Source organism: Micromonospora pallida (assembly GCF_900090325.1).
In the GTDB taxonomy this organism is placed as follows: domain Bacteria; phylum Actinomycetota; class Actinomycetes; order Mycobacteriales; family Micromonosporaceae; genus Micromonospora; species Micromonospora pallida.
In genome coordinates this window covers 6,043,589-6,058,457 of the sequence record NZ_FMHW01000002.1, presented here as the reverse complement: position 1 = coordinate 6,058,457, position 14,869 = coordinate 6,043,589, and the positions used below count along the sequence as shown (strand labels likewise).

Annotated in this window: 17 protein-coding genes and 1 pseudogene; 10 read left to right on the top strand and 8 right to left on the bottom strand. The window is 70.2% G+C overall.

What is annotated here, in order from left to right; genetic code table 11:
• The first annotated feature begins 87 nt into the window (after window positions 1–87).
• Complete coding sequence (locus tag GA0074692_RS25470; protein ID WP_091648359.1) at window positions 88–1,029, top strand: HEAT repeat domain-containing protein; 942 nt, start codon at window positions 88–90, stop codon at window positions 1,027–1,029.
• Window positions 1,030–1,080: 51 nt separating this feature from the next.
• Here GA0074692_RS25470 and GA0074692_RS25465 read toward each other — a convergent pair whose 3' ends face one another.
• Both GA0074692_RS25465 and GA0074692_RS25460 read right to left on the bottom strand, forming a co-directional pair.
• On the bottom strand, window positions 1,081–1,377 hold the full coding sequence (locus GA0074692_RS25465; RefSeq protein WP_141725407.1) for a hypothetical protein: 297 nt from the start codon (window positions 1,375–1,377) through the stop codon (window positions 1,081–1,083).
• Between the two features lie 23 nt (window positions 1,378–1,400).
• Window positions 1,401–2,015 carry a class I SAM-dependent methyltransferase gene (locus GA0074692_RS25460; RefSeq protein WP_176738572.1) on the bottom strand — a complete coding sequence of 205 codons (615 nt, stop codon included), beginning with the start codon at window positions 2,013–2,015 and terminating at the stop codon, window positions 1,401–1,403.
• 84 nt (window positions 2,016–2,099) lie between these two features.
• Between GA0074692_RS25460 and GA0074692_RS34975 the strand changes: the two genes are divergently transcribed.
• Both GA0074692_RS34975 and GA0074692_RS25450 read left to right on the top strand, forming a co-directional pair.
• Window positions 2,100–2,405 carry a GNAT family N-acetyltransferase gene (locus GA0074692_RS34975; RefSeq protein WP_176738571.1) on the top strand — a complete coding sequence of 102 codons (306 nt, stop codon included), beginning with the start codon at window positions 2,100–2,102 and terminating at the stop codon, window positions 2,403–2,405.
• Window positions 2,406–2,844: 439 nt separating this feature from the next.
• Window positions 2,845–3,354 carry a hypothetical protein gene (locus tag GA0074692_RS25450; protein WP_141725406.1) on the top strand — a complete coding sequence of 170 codons (510 nt, stop codon included), beginning with the start codon at window positions 2,845–2,847 and terminating at the stop codon, window positions 3,352–3,354.
• 109 nt (window positions 3,355–3,463) lie between these two features.
• Here the strand turns inward: GA0074692_RS25450 and GA0074692_RS25445 are convergent, their stop codons facing one another.
• From GA0074692_RS25445 to GA0074692_RS25430, 5 genes and pseudogenes are all read right to left on the bottom strand, one after another.
• Entirely contained in the window at window positions 3,464–3,655 is a 192-nt protein-coding gene (locus GA0074692_RS25445; protein WP_091648347.1) for a DUF397 domain-containing protein, read from the bottom strand.
• Window positions 3,646–3,747 (bottom strand): annotated as a pseudogene (locus GA0074692_RS34245) (XRE family transcriptional regulator); the annotation flags it as partial. The pseudogene GA0074692_RS34245 and the gene GA0074692_RS25445, both read right to left, overlap by 10 nt.
• 84 nt (window positions 3,748–3,831) lie before the next feature.
• A complete protein-coding gene (locus tag GA0074692_RS25440; protein WP_245730748.1) occupies window positions 3,832–4,302 on the bottom strand; it encodes a GNAT family N-acetyltransferase in 471 nt (156 codons plus the stop codon).
• Between the two features lie 118 nt (window positions 4,303–4,420).
• On the bottom strand, window positions 4,421–4,615 hold the full coding sequence (locus GA0074692_RS25435) for a DUF397 domain-containing protein (protein ID WP_091648342.1): 195 nt from the start codon (window positions 4,613–4,615) through the stop codon (window positions 4,421–4,423).
• Window positions 4,606–5,400, bottom strand: coding sequence for a helix-turn-helix domain-containing protein (locus GA0074692_RS25430; RefSeq protein WP_091648340.1), 795 nt, complete (start codon window positions 5,398–5,400; stop codon window positions 4,606–4,608). The genes GA0074692_RS25435 and GA0074692_RS25430 overlap by 10 nt, the downstream gene beginning before the upstream one ends.
• A gap of 557 nt (window positions 5,401–5,957) precedes the next feature.
• Between GA0074692_RS25430 and GA0074692_RS36185 the strand changes: the two genes are divergently transcribed.
• Window positions 5,958–6,281 (top strand): hypothetical protein, encoded by a 324-nt coding sequence (locus GA0074692_RS36185; RefSeq protein WP_245730450.1) that lies wholly within the window; start codon window positions 5,958–5,960, stop codon window positions 6,279–6,281.
• A 43-nt stretch (window positions 6,282–6,324) separates the two neighbouring features.
• A complete protein-coding gene (locus GA0074692_RS25420; protein ID WP_141725405.1) occupies window positions 6,325–6,807 on the top strand; it encodes a hypothetical protein in 483 nt (160 codons plus the stop codon).
• 38 nt (window positions 6,808–6,845) lie between these two features.
• On the opposite strand, the gene GA0074692_RS25415 is transcribed toward GA0074692_RS25420, so the two are convergent.
• Window positions 6,846–7,886 (bottom strand): DUF4192 domain-containing protein, encoded by a 1,041-nt coding sequence (locus tag GA0074692_RS25415; protein ID WP_091654065.1) that lies wholly within the window; start codon window positions 7,884–7,886, stop codon window positions 6,846–6,848.
• A gap of 172 nt (window positions 7,887–8,058) precedes the next feature.
• On the opposite strand from GA0074692_RS25415, the gene GA0074692_RS25410 reads away from it, so the two are divergent.
• The 5 genes from GA0074692_RS25410 (at window position 8,059) to GA0074692_RS25390 (ending at window position 14,850) form a co-directional block, all read left to right on the top strand.
• Window positions 8,059–8,976 carry a fructosamine kinase family protein gene (locus GA0074692_RS25410; protein ID WP_091648338.1) on the top strand — a complete coding sequence of 306 codons (918 nt, stop codon included), beginning with the start codon at window positions 8,059–8,061 and terminating at the stop codon, window positions 8,974–8,976.
• Complete coding sequence (gene moaA / locus GA0074692_RS25405) at window positions 8,973–9,986, top strand: GTP 3',8-cyclase MoaA (protein WP_091648335.1); 1,014 nt, start codon at window positions 8,973–8,975, stop codon at window positions 9,984–9,986. Before GA0074692_RS25410 ends, moaA begins: the two co-directional genes overlap by 4 nt.
• 22 nt (window positions 9,987–10,008) lie before the next feature.
• Window positions 10,009–10,251 carry a MoaD/ThiS family protein gene (locus tag GA0074692_RS25400; RefSeq protein ID WP_091648333.1) on the top strand — a complete coding sequence of 81 codons (243 nt, stop codon included), beginning with the start codon at window positions 10,009–10,011 and terminating at the stop codon, window positions 10,249–10,251.
• Between the two features lie 12 nt (window positions 10,252–10,263).
• Window positions 10,264–11,511, top strand: coding sequence for a metallophosphoesterase (locus tag GA0074692_RS25395; protein WP_091648330.1), 1,248 nt, complete (start codon window positions 10,264–10,266; stop codon window positions 11,509–11,511).
• A gap of 144 nt (window positions 11,512–11,655) precedes the next feature.
• Window positions 11,656–14,850 carry a UvrD-helicase domain-containing protein gene (locus GA0074692_RS25390; RefSeq protein WP_091648328.1) on the top strand — a complete coding sequence of 1,065 codons (3,195 nt, stop codon included), beginning with the start codon at window positions 11,656–11,658 and terminating at the stop codon, window positions 14,848–14,850.
• The last annotated feature ends 19 nt before the right edge of the window (window positions 14,851–14,869 follow it).

The following is a 14,869-nucleotide window of genomic DNA, read 5'->3' as shown; positions in this document are numbered from 1 at the left end:
CAGGCAGGAATCGTCAGACGACCGCGATTGCCAGAACACAGACTATGCTTGTGCCACCAGTCTCCCCTGACGCGTGAAGAAGCACTGATGGACGACAGGATCGCCCGGATTCAGGCCAAGCTTGCAGCCTTGCCCTCGACTGAAAAGGCCGTTCTCAACCCCGTACTCACCGAGCAACAGGTCTCGGGCTTCGAGGATCTGCACGGTATCCGACTACCCGAGGAATTTAGACAGTTCGTTACCCGCATCGGCCATGGCGGATACGGACCGACCTACGGGCTACTGTCCATGGACAGGTGGATGCCCCCGCGCAAGGAAGTCCATGGAAAGCTCGCCGAGCCGTTCCCCTTCGCGCCCGACGAGTACGTCTCGACCTGGTCCAGCGACGAGGGTGGGCAGATGCTTCCTTTCCCCGGCACGATCGCGGTGGTCTGGGGAGGATGCAGCCAATACACCCTACTTGTCGTCACCGGGCCCGGCTGCGGCCGCCTGGTGGAGGTCGTCACTGACAGCGACGTCGTGCCTCACTTTCACACCGATGCGGACTTCCTGGCTTGGTACGAGCGCTGGCTGGATTTCACCCTGGCCGGACATCGTGATCTGACCTGGTTCTCACATCAGATGGCCGGCGACGAGCCAGAGCTCGTGGACACGCTTGTCAACAGCGCATTTGCAACGCGCCGCAACGCTGCCGCGTACACGTTCATCACCTATCCCGGGCCAAGGGCATCGCTTCCCGACGTCTTGGTGCAGGCGCTGTCGACGGAACCACACCCGCTCGTACGTAAAACGATCTTGCGTGCTTTGCAGGCGCAGGGTAAGCAGGGCCGCGATCTCCTGCCCGCAGCACTGGCAGACCCAGTACCCGACGTTCGATGCCTCGCCGCGATCCTCATGGCCGCCAACACCCGGCAAGGCATGCGGCTAAGCCCTGGACTACGCCGGACTCTCGCCGACCATCTACGCGTAGAGGACGATCGGTCGGTGCGTGACACCATCCAGCGGCTGCTTGACTGGCCGCATCGATAAGCGCCGGTTCCCCGTTCATATCCGGATTAGCCGGTGATGGCGCGGCGCTGGTCAGTTGGCTGCGCGTTCCCACGGACGCTCGATCCACGGATTGTCGTCGAGGTAGGCGGTGAGCCTGGGGAAGCGCTGCCTCGTACGGGTCTCGTTGGTCAGGTCGGCCGGAGTTCCGATGGGTGTATCGAATCCGGAAGGCCCATCGATAGTGAAGGGAGCGCCGGTTGCGGCAATGTGCGCCTCCTGCGGGAGGCCACAGAACCAGTCGATCCGAGCGTTGTGCCGGTCGCGCGCCAACTCAACAAGGCTGTCAGGATCGTTCTGGACGCGCTGATGATCGCTCTGGCGCCCCACCACGCCCTCTTCCGATCGTTAACTCAGCTCACGGTTCGCCCACGACCTGCCGCGATCGCGGCGTACGGTCGATGGGTGCCATCGCTGGGCCGATGCTGGCGTTCGACCTCCTTGAAGCCAGCTCGCGCCAACCGTTCGGAGAATTCGTCAACGGGCCAGCGATAGGCCTTGACGACCTTGTGGTCGAAGGCGGCGACCTCGTCGCCGTCGAAGAAGCCGACCACCAGCGTGCCGACTGGAGTCATCACTCGCCGGAACTCGGCGAGTACACCGTCGAGGTCCTGGGGCGGTACGTGGATCAGCGAGAACCAGGCCAGGATGCCGGCGATGGAGCCGTTCTTGATGTCCAGGCTATTCATCGACCCGAGTTGGTACCTGCCGTGTGGATGGGCAGCCTTCGCATGGGCGATGAACTCGGGGACCATGTCGATGCCCGTCGCGTCGACGCCCAGCGAGCGGAGGTAGTCGGTGATATGGCCGGGCCCGCAGCCCAGATCGAGCACCGCGCCAGCCCGGCTCGCCAGATGTCGCCCGATGAAGGCGAGGTCGTCGGCGTGTACCTGCTGCCTCGTACCGAACAGCTCGATGTAGAGCTGCGCGACGGACCCGTACGCCTGCCGGACCTGCTCCATCGTCACCGCGCGACTATACGAGCTCTCGGGTTGGCAGAGCAGGTCACGGCAGGGGTCCCGAGGAAGCTGCCTCGCCCTAGCTTCGGAAGGATGCACGAGGCGTGGCTGAGGATATTGAGGGCCTTGCGGCTCTCCAACCCGCCAGAGCATCAGATCCTGCGTCCTGAGTCTTCGGCGCAGGTGCACCCGGTTGTGCTGCCCGACGCCAGAGGGATGGGGGTGGGATCGGCGTTGCTGAAGGCCGCCCAACGGTGGGCAACCGACCAGGGGATCACGTACCTGTCGGCCGGCATCCACCACCGCAACGTTGACACGGTGCGCTTCTACAGCCGGCACGGCTACACCGATGCCGGCTTCTCTCGGGCAGGTGCCTGGTCAACGCGTGGAGGCGGGTGAGCGCACATCCGTTACCGCACCGGGCTGTGGCAGCTCAGCCACACGACACGCCGAGCGGATTACACCTCAGCCAGCCACAAAGCCTCAGACACCCCAGGGCGACATACCCTGCGGCTGCGGCATTGGCAGATCGGCTAGCTCCTGCGGGTCCTGACCGACAAGGCCACCCTCGCCGGTATCACCGTTCACCTCGTGGACGAGCGATGCAGGCTTCTGCCCCAGTTACCGGCGGCCGGACCGCTTGGCAAACAGTGCAACCAGGCCGACGACGAGCGCAGCGGTCACGACGACGCAGAGCAGAACGGCCATGTGCCACGGCTTCAATGCACCCATGCCCGGCACCGTACCGCCCACAGCCACTTGTCGGGTTGGGGCGATTCGGAAATACAACCCAAGCCGCCCCTTCCGGCCACGGCGGTCGAGTGGTCGAATACCGCCCATGATGGTTCTCTCATGGCGGGACGGAGTGAATGAACTGCGCCGACTGGTGGCAGCGGAGGGTGGCGACCCTGATCGCATCCAGGACGTACACCTCGCCTGGCGGGCCTTCCAGGCGTTCCTCGCGGTTCCCTTGGAGGGTCTCTTTGACCGCTGGGAAGGCGAGGTCGAGGCGGACACGCTGGTCATCGAGTCCGGCGTCTTCGAGTGGCCGGACGGCCCGCCTGGGCTGCTGCTAGCCCGGCGATTCGCCATCCCCGCCGTTGGATGGAGCGACGGTATGCCGGACGAACCGTCGGACGAGGACGATCCCAATCTCGCAGATACCGTCCAAATCGAGATGGAGTTGACATTCCCTCACGGCACGGCCGCAGAGGCTGACGACTTCTGGACGGCGGCACGCAGCGGCGAGTTCGACGCGGCGATGCTCGCCGAGGCCGGGGAACTCGTGACTGGGCTCCAGCTCGGTCGGCCGGTCCTCAGCAGGATCGCGTTGACGAACTGCAATTAGGGCATGGCCTGCCGGTGAGGCTTGCCCCGCGCTCGCCCCTGACCTGGTCGCGCCTGCAAGGCAAGCGCCCGATCCCAGCGTCAGGGACGGGCGCTTCGCGTGTCTGCGGTCAGACCCGCTCAGCAACCTGGGTGACGAAGGCACGCCACGCAGCGGGCGAGAAGGTCAGCGCCGGTCCGGTCGGGTCCTTCGAGTCTCGGACACCAACGAGGCCGGGGAGGTTGTCTGCCACCTCGACGCAGTCACCGCCGTTGCCGCCACTCTTGCTGCTCTTGCGCCAGCGTGCGCCAGTCAGATCCATGCTCTCGCCGCTTCTCTGAGGAGTTCCAGGGACCGCGCCCGGGGAAGCGCCTCGCCCCGTATGCGTTCCCACCGATGTTCCAGCGTAGCAACGGAATAGGAACAGACCATCCGAGATGCCACTTTTGTGCATTAAGACAGATTTTTACAAGCTAAGTACGGTCGAAGTCGCTTGGTTCACGTTGCTGTGGTGGTCGCAGGTCGTGCGTAGCTGTAGACGATGTAGCCCCGGTAGTTGGCCACCTTGTCGTACAGCGCGCGAGCGTCGGCGTCCACCTCGGTGTTCCAGTAGAGGCGTGGGGCGCCGTGCTCCTCGGCATCACGTGCTACCCACTGGATCATCGCCGTCGCGACACCTCGCCGCCGCACCTGCGGATCCACGAACAGGTCCGCCATATAACATCTCCCGGCCGACCAGACGCTGGCGTGGAACAGATAATGCGCAATGCCGACCATCTTGTCGTCGAGCCTCGCGGAGATGCCACGTATCTGGTCACCGTCGAGTAGGCGTTGCCATGTCTGTTCGTAGCCGTCATCGTTGACCTTGGTCTCGGGCCGACCCGGCCGGCCAGCGAAGTGCGCGTGGAAACTGCGGGCCAGACCTTCCCACTCATCCCGGTCGAACTCGGTCAGGGGGCCGATTTTCATCACGGTTGACATCCTCCCAACACTGCTTCCCTGTAGACCGAGCACTGCACGGCAGTTCCACTGGCAAGACAAAGCGCCCGCCCCCATAGGAGGGACGGGCGCTCGCGCGTGTCTGGGGTCAGGCCCGCTCGGCAACGTCCGTCACGAAGGCGCGCCACGATTCGCGGCTGAACGCCAGCACCGGGCCGGTTCCGTTGTCCTTCGTGTCGCGGACGTAGACCGCCACCGCGAGGTTGTCGGCGACTTCCACACACGTCCCGCCGTTGCCGCCTGACTTCGTGGACTTGTGCCACCGTGCGCCGGTCAGGTCCATGTCTTCGCCGCTTCCTTGATCAGGTCGAGGGATTGCCTGCGGGGGAGAGCTTCGCTGCGGACCGCCTCCCACGCTTTGCCCAGACTAGCAATGTCCGCAGGTCCTGAGACGATCTGAGCGTTGAGCTGGGTATCGACGTGCGCGACCCGCGAACCGTCCGGCATCTCGGCGAGAATAAAGGCACCGGCCTTTCCCAGGTACAGGCCAGCGGAGGCGGGCACGACGTGAAGCTGAACGGTAGGAAGCTCGGCGCTGTCCACGAGCCGCTGTAGCTGCGCATGCATGAGCCCAGGGCTGTCGGGGCCGCTTCGTAGCACGGCCTCATCGAGCACGAAGACAATGAGTGGCGCGGGCTCGCGGGAGAGCAGCGATTGCCGCTCAAGGCGGGACACGGTTCGCTGCTCGACTTCTTCCGGCGTGAACCGGCCGCCGGCCAGCGTCGCCCGGGCGTAGTCGGGTGTCTGGAGTGCGCCGGGCACGTAGGCGGGCTCGAACCACAGGAGGGACGCCGCCTCGCGTTCGATCTCGATCCACTCACGTAGCCACACCGGAGCGGCGTCGATCGTGAGCACCCTGCGGAGAAGGCGCGTGTAGATACCCCCCGTGCCGAGCGCCTCATCGACCTTTTCGACGTACTCCTTTGTGGGCGCGCGGTTGCCGCATTCGACCGCGCTCACATGCGACCCCGAGTAGTTGATCAGCCTGCCGAAATCGTCCTGGCTCAGCCCCCGTGCGGCCCGAGACTCCCGCAGCTCGCTGAGCAGGAAGTCCGCCATCTCACCCAACCGTCACCCACCCCTTGCCCAACTTTGCCGGGTGCACTGCCCATAACCGCCCATGCACCACGATGCCCACCCAACGCACATCAATGACTTCCGAGAGTAGTGGCCATGTCGTCAGGGTAAGGACATGCCACGATCACGACGCACCGCGTCCGTCTCGTTCGCCCCCGCGCACCGGCCCGTCCTGCGCCGTTGGCGCATCGCGTGTTCCTGTGGGCTGAAGTCCTGGCGGCGCTGCCCGGACCGGCGGATGCCGACGCCGCCAGGACCGCTCGCCCAGCCGCCCCGTCACCGCGCCGAGGACAAACCGGATCGCGAGCCCGAGCGAAAGCCGGCCCCGCGTCCGGCTCCGCCGCCGCCCCCGATCCCGTGGCCGCCGCTGAACCCGATCGGACCATTCAGCCTGCCAAGCCGGGCGGCCGTTCGAGGGCACGACGGCGCGACGCAGATCATCTGGACGAACGCCGCGATGTTCACGACCAGGGCGCAGGACGAGCGGGGGAACGGGGGCCGGCTGTCTCGGAAGGACGCCCGGACGGTGGCGTGGGAGGTGTGGCCGGATGGCCCGTACCCACCCCGGCCGTGACCATGTCGCCGCCCGGCCGTGCTGGCGGTGCCGGGCGTGCGGTGCCCCCTGGCCCTGCGCCCCGGCCAAGCTCGCCCTCCTGGACCAGTTCGCCGGCCACAGCGTGGCCCGCGCCTTCTTCATGGCTGCCCGTCTCGAAGAGGCCATAGCGGATGCCGTCGAACTCGGCCAGAAGCCCGACGTAGCCGCCCTCACCGAACGTTTCACCCAGTGGGTACGCGAGGCCCGCCGAGCCCGATCGGGCGGGGGCGATTCGGACGCGTCGAGCCAGCACACCGCCGCCCCGCGCCTAGATTGAAACCGCCGATGAGCTGCCCGAACACGAAGATCGGAGACGGCAGATGCAGGTCACCGAGGTGCTGGATGCCCTGGCAGCCCTGTATCGGGCATGCGACCACCCGGACGTGGTGGAGGTATCCCGATACGGCAGGGACACCAAGCCGGGTGGCCAGTCTCCGCCGGGTGTGAAGCTCACCTACCAGTCGGGATCCTCGGCGCTGCTCTCGGCCACATCTGAGCCGCGCCCGGTACCCGCGCCGGTATCGCTTCCGGCGGAGATGCCACCCCCTACGCGGCGAGCGATCCGGATGCTCGTCTTCACCACGCAACTTCTCGACTTCGCGCGCCCGCCCATCTTCAAGGGCTGGGAGACGTGCGACCTCCCCGGAGTGTGGTTGTCGCCGTCCGCACTGCGGATCAACTGCGCGGACGGCGCGACCGTCTACCTCCACGTAACCGTCGCGTCCGGTGCCAGCCGTGAGCCGGAGACCGACCCATACCCCGATTACCGGTTCCCGAAGGGGTCCGCACCTGGCCTCCGGTAGTCAGTGCTCAGGCTGCTGCGCCCGAGTAGGCGTCGTACTCAGCGGCCGCCCCGTCGGCGACGGCGACGGCTGGTGCGCTTGTCGTTGAGCATCGGCCAGTCGACGAGCCGGGACGGCGGTACGCCCCGCCGGAGCAGGTCCTCCAGGAGCAGGGCCATCGGGTAGGCGGGATAGCGGGCCAGCACCCGTTCCAGGGCCACCGCCGCCAGGGCGCCCTGCCCGGACCGGAACGCGGCGAAGGCCAGCAGGCAGCCCGGCGCGGCGATCAACTCGGGATCGCTGCGGCGGAACACGTCCGTCCAGAGGGCGAGGTGCTCGTCGTCGCCGTCGGTGCGCTCCCAGACGTCGTCCCGGGCCGGCACGAAGGTCAGCAGTAGGCCGAGCCAGGCGACCTGGTCGTCGGTGAGGCTTTCCCCACGCCGGGCCTGGTCGAGCGCTGCCCGGTGGGCCTTCCGGGTGATGCCGACCATTGGCCGGCCGGCGATCAGGTCCTCCGGGGTCACCCCGTCGAGCAGGTCACCGAGACGTTGGCGGGCGCGATTGGTCGCCTCCCGCATGGCGTCGGCGGCGGGACCGGTCACCGGGGCCACCTGGGCGGTCAACGCCGCCCGGTCGGGGAGGGCGACCTGCCCGGCGAAGACAGCGGCGGCGGTCAACTGGCTGGCCCGGGGGTCGTACGGGGTGCCCTCGGGCGGGCAGCATCCGGGGTCGGGGCAGAGGTAGGACCAGTAGCGGCCGTCCTCCACCCGCAGGGCGTCGAGCACGGTGAGACCGGCACCGTCCAGGTCCGGGCGGAGCACGTCCAGCGTGGCGGTGACCTGGGCGGCCGGGCCGTAGCCGATGACGGTGACCGCGTCGGCGTCCTGGCGGCCGAGCACGCCGGCGAGGTATCGGGAGACGGGTTTCGGGTCGCTGCCGGGTGCCGGCAGGTCGGCGCGTGCGGCAAAGATGATCTGTTTCCCCTGGAGCGCGACCAGCACCATGCTGTCGGCCGGGTGGAAGCCGAGCAGGTACGGCACGGCGGCGATGAGGTCGGCGGGGGAGCGGACGGCGAGCCGGGGCTGGTCGGTGGAGTTCATGTCGGCAGCCTGCGCGGCGGACGGGTCGGCGGGCAGTCCCTGTGGACGACACACGCCTTGTCCACAGGCCGTGGACAGGCTGGCCCAGGTCAGCGCAAACGTGCAGTCAGTGCAAGTCTCACCAGCGTCCCGTCCGTCACCATGCCGCCCACCGACCGGCTACCTTGCGCTCATGGACCTGGCCTACCTGCGGGCACACCCGGCGCACCTGCCGACCTTCCTGACCCACCAGCGGATCCGGGAGACGCCGGTGTCCGGGGGCAGCATCTGCGCCGCCTCCCGCCTCACCCTGGACGACGGCCACTCGATCTTCGCCAAGAGCTGGCCCGAAGGAAGCGGCCAGCCGGTGCCGACGGGTTTCTTCGCCGCCGAGGCGGCCGGGCTGCGGTGGCTACGCGAGGCGGACGCGGTGGCCGTACCGGAGGTGCTGGTGGCGCTGCCGGAGCTGCTGGCGCTCGACTGGATCGAGCCCGGCGAGCCGACGCCCGAGGCCGCCGAGCGGTTCGGCCGGGAGCTGGCCGCGCTGCACCGCTACGGCGCGCCGGCCCTCGGGGCCGACTGGCCCGGCTTCATCGGCGCGCTCCCCCAGGACAACACCCCCGACCCGGGCCCCTGGTCGGCCTGGTTCGCGCGGTGCCGGCTCCTGCCGTACCTGCGCCGGTCGGTCGACGGCGGCGCGCTGACCGGTACGGAGACCGCGCTGGTGGAGCGGGTGATCGACACCATCGGGGAGTACGGCGGCGACGAGCCGCCCGCCCGGATCCACGGCGACCTGTGGCCGGGGAACGTGATCTGGGGTCTGGACGGGCGGGTCTGGCTGGTGGACCCGGCCGCGCACGGCGGCCACCGGGAGACCGACCTGGCCCAGCTCGCGCTCTTTGGTGGCGCACCTCACCTGGACCGGATCCTGGCCGCCTACCGGGAGGCGTGGCCGCTGGCCGACGGCTGGCGGGAGCGGGTGCCGTTGCACCAGCTCCACCTGCTGCTGGTGCACGCCGCCATGTTCGGCGCGAGCTGGCGCGATGCGGTCGGCCGGGCCGCGCGACAGGTGGTCGAGGGAGCCTCCGGCCGCGCTACCGTCGAGCGATGAGCGCGGACCAGCCGAGCGTGGGCGGCCTCGTCGACCGGTACGGCCGCACCGCCCGGAGCCTGCGCGTGTCGTTGACCGACAAGTGCAACCTGCGCTGCACGTACTGCATGCCGGCGGAGGGGTTGCCCTGGCTGGCCGGGCCCGACCTGCTCACCGACGACGAGGTCGTCCGGCTGGTCGACGTGGCGGTCCGCCGGCTCGGTGTGACCGAGGTGCGGTTCACCGGCGGGGAGCCGCTGATCCGTCCCGGGCTCACCCGGCTCGTGGCCGCCGTGGCGGCGCTGGACCCGCGCCCCCGGATCTCGCTGACCACGAACGGGATCGGGCTGGACCGGGTCGCGCCCGCGCTGGCCGCCGCCGGGCTGGACCGGGTCAACGTCTCCCTGGACACCCTGGACGCCGACCGGTTCGTCCGGTTGACCCGGCGGCCCCGCCTCGCGGACGTGCTCGCCGGTCTGGCCGGGGCGGCGGCGGCCGGGCTCCGTCCCGTCAAGGTCAACGCGGTGCTGATGCGCGGCGTCAACGAGGACGAGGCACCCGCTCTGCTCCGGTTCGCCCTGGCGCACGGCTACGAGCTGCGGTTCATCGAGCAGATGCCGCTGGACGCCCAGCACGGCTGGGACCGCTCCGCCATGGTCACCGCCGACGAGATCCTCGCCACCCTGACCAGGGAGTTCGACCTGCGTCCCGACCCGACCGCCCGGGGCGCGGCCCCGGCGGAGAGCTGGCTGGTCGACGGTGGTCCGGCCCGGGTGGGGGTGATCGCCAGCGTCACCCGGCCGTTCTGCGGCGACTGCGACCGCACCCGGCTCACCGCCGACGGGCAGGTCCGGTCCTGCCTCTTCGCCACCCAGGAGTCCGACCTGCGCGGGGCGTTGCGCGCCGGGGCCGACGACGCCGAACTGGCCGACCGCTGGCGGCGGGCGATGTGGGGCAAAGCCGCCGGACACGGCATCGACGATCCGGCCTTCCTGCAACCGGCCCGGCCGATGTCGGCGATCGGAGGCTGAGGTGGGAGTGGACGCTGCGACAATGGTCACCATCCGTTACTTCGCCGGGGCTCGGGCCGCCGCCGGTCGCGCCGAGGAGCACACAGCCGCCGGGCGTACCCTCGACGAGGTCGTCGACGAGCTGGCCGCGCGGCACGGCGATCGGCTCGTCCGGGTGCTCCGGGCGGCAAGTTTCCTGGTCGACGGCGTGGCCTGTCATGATCGTCGTGCCCCGCTCCCGGCCGGGGCGACAATCGACGTCCTACCCCCGTTCGCCGGGGGCTGAGGGAGGCACGGCGTGTTGGCGGTCCTGGGCTTCGTGGGCACCCTGGCCCTGGTCACCGGTCTGATCCACCTCTACCTCTGGAAGCGGCTGGTTCGGGACGCCACCCGTCCCGGCCGCTGGCGGCGGATCGGCACGGTCAGCGCGGTGGTGCTGGCGGTGCTCGTACCGCTGACCATGGTCGGCACCCAGGCGGGCCTGTACTGGCTGGCCTGGCCCGGGTACCTGTGGCTGGCGGTGATGTTCTACCTGCTGGTCGTCCTGGTCGCCCTCGAGGTGCCGATGCTGGTGGGCCGGCTGGTGCTGCGCCGCCGGGTCGTCGCCGCCGAGCCGACCGCCGCCGCGCCCGAACCGGTCCTGGTGGGGGCCACCGGCTCCGCCGACCCGCCGGCCGCCGACGCAGTCGGGCAACCCGACCACGACCCGTCCCGCCGGCTGCTGCTGGCCCGGAGCGCGGCGATCTTCGCCGGCCTCACCGCGACCGGCGTGACCGGGTACGGCATCCGCACCGCACTCGGCCCACCCCAGCTCGACCGGGTGCAGATCCCGCTGGCGAAGCTCCCCCGCAGCATGGACGGCCTGCGGATCGCCACCGTCTCCGACATCCACCTCGGTCCGCTACGCGGCCGGGCGCACACCGAGCGGATCGTGGCCGCCATCAACCGGCTCGACGCCGACCTGGTCGCGGTCGTCGGCGACCTGGTCGACGGCAGCGTCGCCGAACTGGGCGAGGCCGCCGCGCCCCTGCGCGGCCTGCGTTCCCGCCATGGCAGCTACTTCGTCACTGGCAACCACGAGTACTACTCCGGGGTCGAGGAGTGGGTACGGGAGTTGGACCGGCTGGGCCTGCGGGTGCTCCAGAACGAGCGGCTGGAGATCGCCGCCCGGGGTGGTGTACTCGACCTGGCCGGGGTGAACGACCCGTCCGGCGAAGGCGGCACCGGCCTGGCCGCCGGGCCGGACTACGCGGCGACGCTCGGCGACCGGGACACCTCCCGGCCGGTGGTGCTCCTGGCCCACCAGCCGGTGGCCGCGATCGAGGCCGCGAAGTTCGGGGTCGACCTGCAACTGAGCGGGCACACCCACGGCGGGCAGATCGTGCCGTTCAACCTGGCCGTCAAGCTCCAGCAGCCGGTGGTCTCCGGCCTCGGCGAGGTGGACGGTACGAAGGTCTACGTGACCAACGGCGCGGGCTTCTGGGGTCCGCCGGTACGGGTCGGCGCCGAACCCCAGATCACCCTGGTCGAACTCCGCTCCCGCTGACCCGCCCGGTAACCGGTCCGCCGCGTCCCGGCCCGGTCGTGGGATTGACCGGTCCACCACGTCCCGGCCCGGTCGTGGGATTACCCACGTCACCGCAGAGCGTGGCGGGAAGCGGGCGTCCAGCCGGGCGTGACAGGATGCGGCGTGTCTCCGTTCAGCGCCGTACCCTCCGGTGGCCCCTCGCCGTTCGTCGCGGACCTGCACATCCACTCGAAGTACTCGCGGGCGTGCAGCCGCGACCTGACCCTTCCCAACCTGGGCTGGTGGGCCCGGCGTAAGGGCATCGGCGTGCTCGGCACCGGCGACTTCACCCACCCGGCCTGGTACGACCACCTGCGGGACACCCTGCACCCGGCGGAGCCCGGCCTGTACCGGCTCAGTCCAGAGGCCGAACGGGACATCGCCCGCCGGCTCCCGCCCCGGCTGGCCGACGCGGCCGAGGCGGACCCGGTCCGGTTCATGCTCAGCGTGGAGATCTCGACGATCTACAAGCGAGGCGACCGGACCCGCAAGGTGCACCACCTGATCTACCTGCCCGACCTGGAGGCGGTGGGCCGCTTCAACGCCGCCCTCGGCCGGATCGGCAACCTCGGCTCGGACGGTCGACCCATCCTCGGACTCGACTCCCGGGACCTCCTGGAGATCACCCTCGAGGCGAGCCCGGATGGCTACCTCGTTCCCGCGCACATCTGGACGCCGTGGTTCTCCGCGCTCGGCTCGAAGTCCGGCTTCGACGCGATCGCCGACTGCTACGCCGATCTGGCCGACCACATCTTCGCGGTGGAGACCGGGCTCTCCTCCGACCCGGCGATGAACTGGCGGGTGGCCAGCCTCGACGCGTACCGGCTGGTGTCCAACTCGGACGCGCACTCGCCGCCCGCGCTGGCCCGGGAGGCGACGGTCTTCGCCACCGGGCGGGACTACTTCGCGATCCGGGACGCGTTGCGGACCGGCGACGGGCTGGCCGGGACGATCGAGTTCTTCCCGGAGGAGGGGAAGTACCACGCCGACGGGCACCGGCTCTGCGGGGTGAACTGGTCACCCGAGCAGACCCGGGCCGCCGCCGGGCGCTGCCCGGAGTGCGGCAAGCCGCTCACCGTAGGCGTACTCAGCCGGGTCGAGGAGCTGGCGAACCGGCCGGACGGGCACCGTCCGGAGCGGGCCCGCGACGTCACCCACCTGGTGCCGCTCGCCGAGGTCCTCGGCGAGATCAACAAGGTCGGTCCCCGGTCGAAGAAGGTCGAGGGGAAGCTCAACGACCTGGTCGCCGCGCTCGGCCCGGAACTGGAGATCCTCACCACCGCGCCGCTCGACGAGATCCACCGGGTGGGTGGAGAACTACTCGCCGAGGGGATCGGTCGACTGCGTCGGGGCGAGGTGCGCCGGGTGCCGGGCTTCGACGGCGAGTACGGGGTGATCACCCTCTTCGACCCCGCCGAGCTGGGTTCCGGCGGTTCGGCCGGGCAGGAGACGCTGTTCGACGTACCGGTGCCGAAGCAGCGGTCACCGAAGGAGCCGGCAGCCGCGCCCCGGGCCAAGAGCCCGGCGAAGGCCGAACCGAAGCGGCGGCCGACGCGCGATACTCCGCCGCCCGCGCCGCCGATCGTGCCAGCGCCCTCGCCGCACGAGCCGTTCGAGCCGATGCTCGCCGGCATGGAGGAGGTCGGCACCGGCCTGCTGGACCGGCTGGACGCGATGCAGCGGGTGGCCGCCTCCGCACCGGGCGGTCCGCTGTTGATCGTCGCCGGGCCGGGCACCGGCAAGACCCGGACGCTGACCCACCGGATCGCGTACCTCTGCGCCGAGCTGAACGTCTTCCCGGAGACCTGCCTGGCGATCACCTTCACCCGGCGGGCCGCCGAGGAGCTGCGGCACCGCCTCGACGGGCTGCTCGGCCCGGTCGCCGAGGACGTCACCGTCGGCACGTTCCACTCGCTCGGGCTGACCATCCTGCGGGAGAACGCCGAGGCGGTCGGTCTGCCCCCGGACTTCCGGATCGCCGACGACGCCGACCGGACGGCGGCCCGCGCCGAGGCCGGCGAGGACCTGGCCGCCTACACCAACCTGCTGCGCAAACAGCAACTCGTCGACCTCGACGAGTTGCTCACCCTCCCGGTCGAGCTGCTGCGCGGCGACCGGAAGCTGACGCAGCGGTACCGGGAGCGGTGGCGGTGGATCTTCGTGGACGAGTACCAGGACGTCGACGCGGTCCAGTACGAGCTGCTGCGGCTGCTCAGCCCGCCGGACGGGAACCTCTGCGCGATCGGTGACCCGGACCAGGCGATCTACTCGTTCCGGGGCGCGGACGTCGGCTACTTCCTCCGTTTCTCCGAGGACTTCACCGACGCGCGGCTGGTCCGGCTGAACCGCAACTACCGTTCGTCGGCGCCGATCCTGGCCGCCGCGGTGCAGGCCATCGCGCCGTCCTCGCTGGTCCGGGGCCGCCGGCTGGACCCGGCCCGACTCGACCCGGAGGCGCCGCTGGTCGGCCGCTACCCGGCGGCCACCGTCGCCGACGAGGCCGACTTCGTGGTACGCACCATCGACGGGCTGGTCGGTGGTCTGTCCCACCGGTCGCTCGACTCCGGACGCATCGACGGGCGGGGTTCGAACGTCTCGTTCTCCGACATCGCCGTGCTGTACCGCACTGACGCCCAGGCCGCCCCGATCCTGGATGCCCTGGCCCGGGCGAACATCCCGGTGCAGAAGCGCTCGCACGACCGGCTGCGGGACCGCCCCGGCGTGGCGGCCATCGCCCGCGAGCTGCGGCACGCCGACGGGCTCGACGGCGGCCTGCCGGCCCGGGTACGCCTGGTCGGGCAACTCCTCGCCGACCGGTTCGCCACGCCCACCCTGGACTCCACCGCCTCGGTCCGCCCCGAGGACGTCCGGACGGCGGTCGACCTGCTCACCCCGCTGGCCCGGCGCTGCGGCGACGATCTGCCGCTGTTCCTCTCCCAGCTCGCCACCGGCGCGGAGGTGGACGCCCTCGACCCGCGCGCCGAGGCGGTCACCCTGCTCACCCTGCACGCCGCGAAGGGCCTGGAGTTCCCGGTGGTGTTCCTGGTCGGCTGCGAGGACGGACTGCTGCCGCTGCGCTGGCCCGGTTCGACGCCGGACGAGGACGACATCGCCGAGGAGCGACGGCTCTTCTTCGTCGGGCTGACCCGCGCCCAGGACCGGCTCTACGTCAGCCACGCCGCCCGGCGGGCCCGGCACGGAGCCGAACGCGACTGCCGCCCCACGCCCTTCCTCGACGTGATCGATCCCGGCCTCTTCGAGCGGCTCGGCGGAGAGGAGCCGGCCCGGCCGAAGAGCCGTCAACTCCGGCTGATGTGAACGCCGGGTTTCCGGCCGT

Coding starts and splice junctions, on each gene's coding strand:
- GA0074692_RS25470 (WP_091648359.1), top strand. CDS start 88: ATGGACGACAGGATCGCCCGGATTCAGGCCAAGCTTGCAGCCTTGCCC.
- GA0074692_RS34975 (WP_176738571.1), top strand. CDS start 2,100: ATGCACGAGGCGTGGCTGAGGATATTGAGGGCCTTGCGGCTCTCCAAC.
- GA0074692_RS25450 (WP_141725406.1), top strand. CDS start 2,845: ATGATGGTTCTCTCATGGCGGGACGGAGTGAATGAACTGCGCCGACTG.
- GA0074692_RS25445 (WP_091648347.1), bottom strand. CDS start 3,655: ATGGATCTGACTGGCGCACGCTGGCGCAAGAGCAGCAAGAGTGGCGGC.
- GA0074692_RS25440 (WP_245730748.1), bottom strand. CDS start 4,302: ATGAAAATCGGCCCCCTGACCGAGTTCGACCGGGATGAGTGGGAAGGT.
- GA0074692_RS25435 (WP_091648342.1), bottom strand. CDS start 4,615: ATGGACCTGACCGGCGCACGGTGGCACAAGTCCACGAAGTCAGGCGGC.
- GA0074692_RS36185 (WP_245730450.1), top strand. CDS start 5,958: ATGGCCCGTACCCACCCCGGCCGTGACCATGTCGCCGCCCGGCCGTGC.
- GA0074692_RS25420 (WP_141725405.1), top strand. CDS start 6,325: ATGCAGGTCACCGAGGTGCTGGATGCCCTGGCAGCCCTGTATCGGGCA.
- GA0074692_RS25415 (WP_091654065.1), bottom strand. CDS start 7,886: ATGAACTCCACCGACCAGCCCCGGCTCGCCGTCCGCTCCCCCGCCGAC.
- GA0074692_RS25410 (WP_091648338.1), top strand. CDS start 8,059: ATGGACCTGGCCTACCTGCGGGCACACCCGGCGCACCTGCCGACCTTC.
- moaA (WP_091648335.1), top strand. CDS start 8,973: ATGAGCGCGGACCAGCCGAGCGTGGGCGGCCTCGTCGACCGGTACGGC.
- GA0074692_RS25400 (WP_091648333.1), top strand. CDS start 10,009: ATGGTCACCATCCGTTACTTCGCCGGGGCTCGGGCCGCCGCCGGTCGC.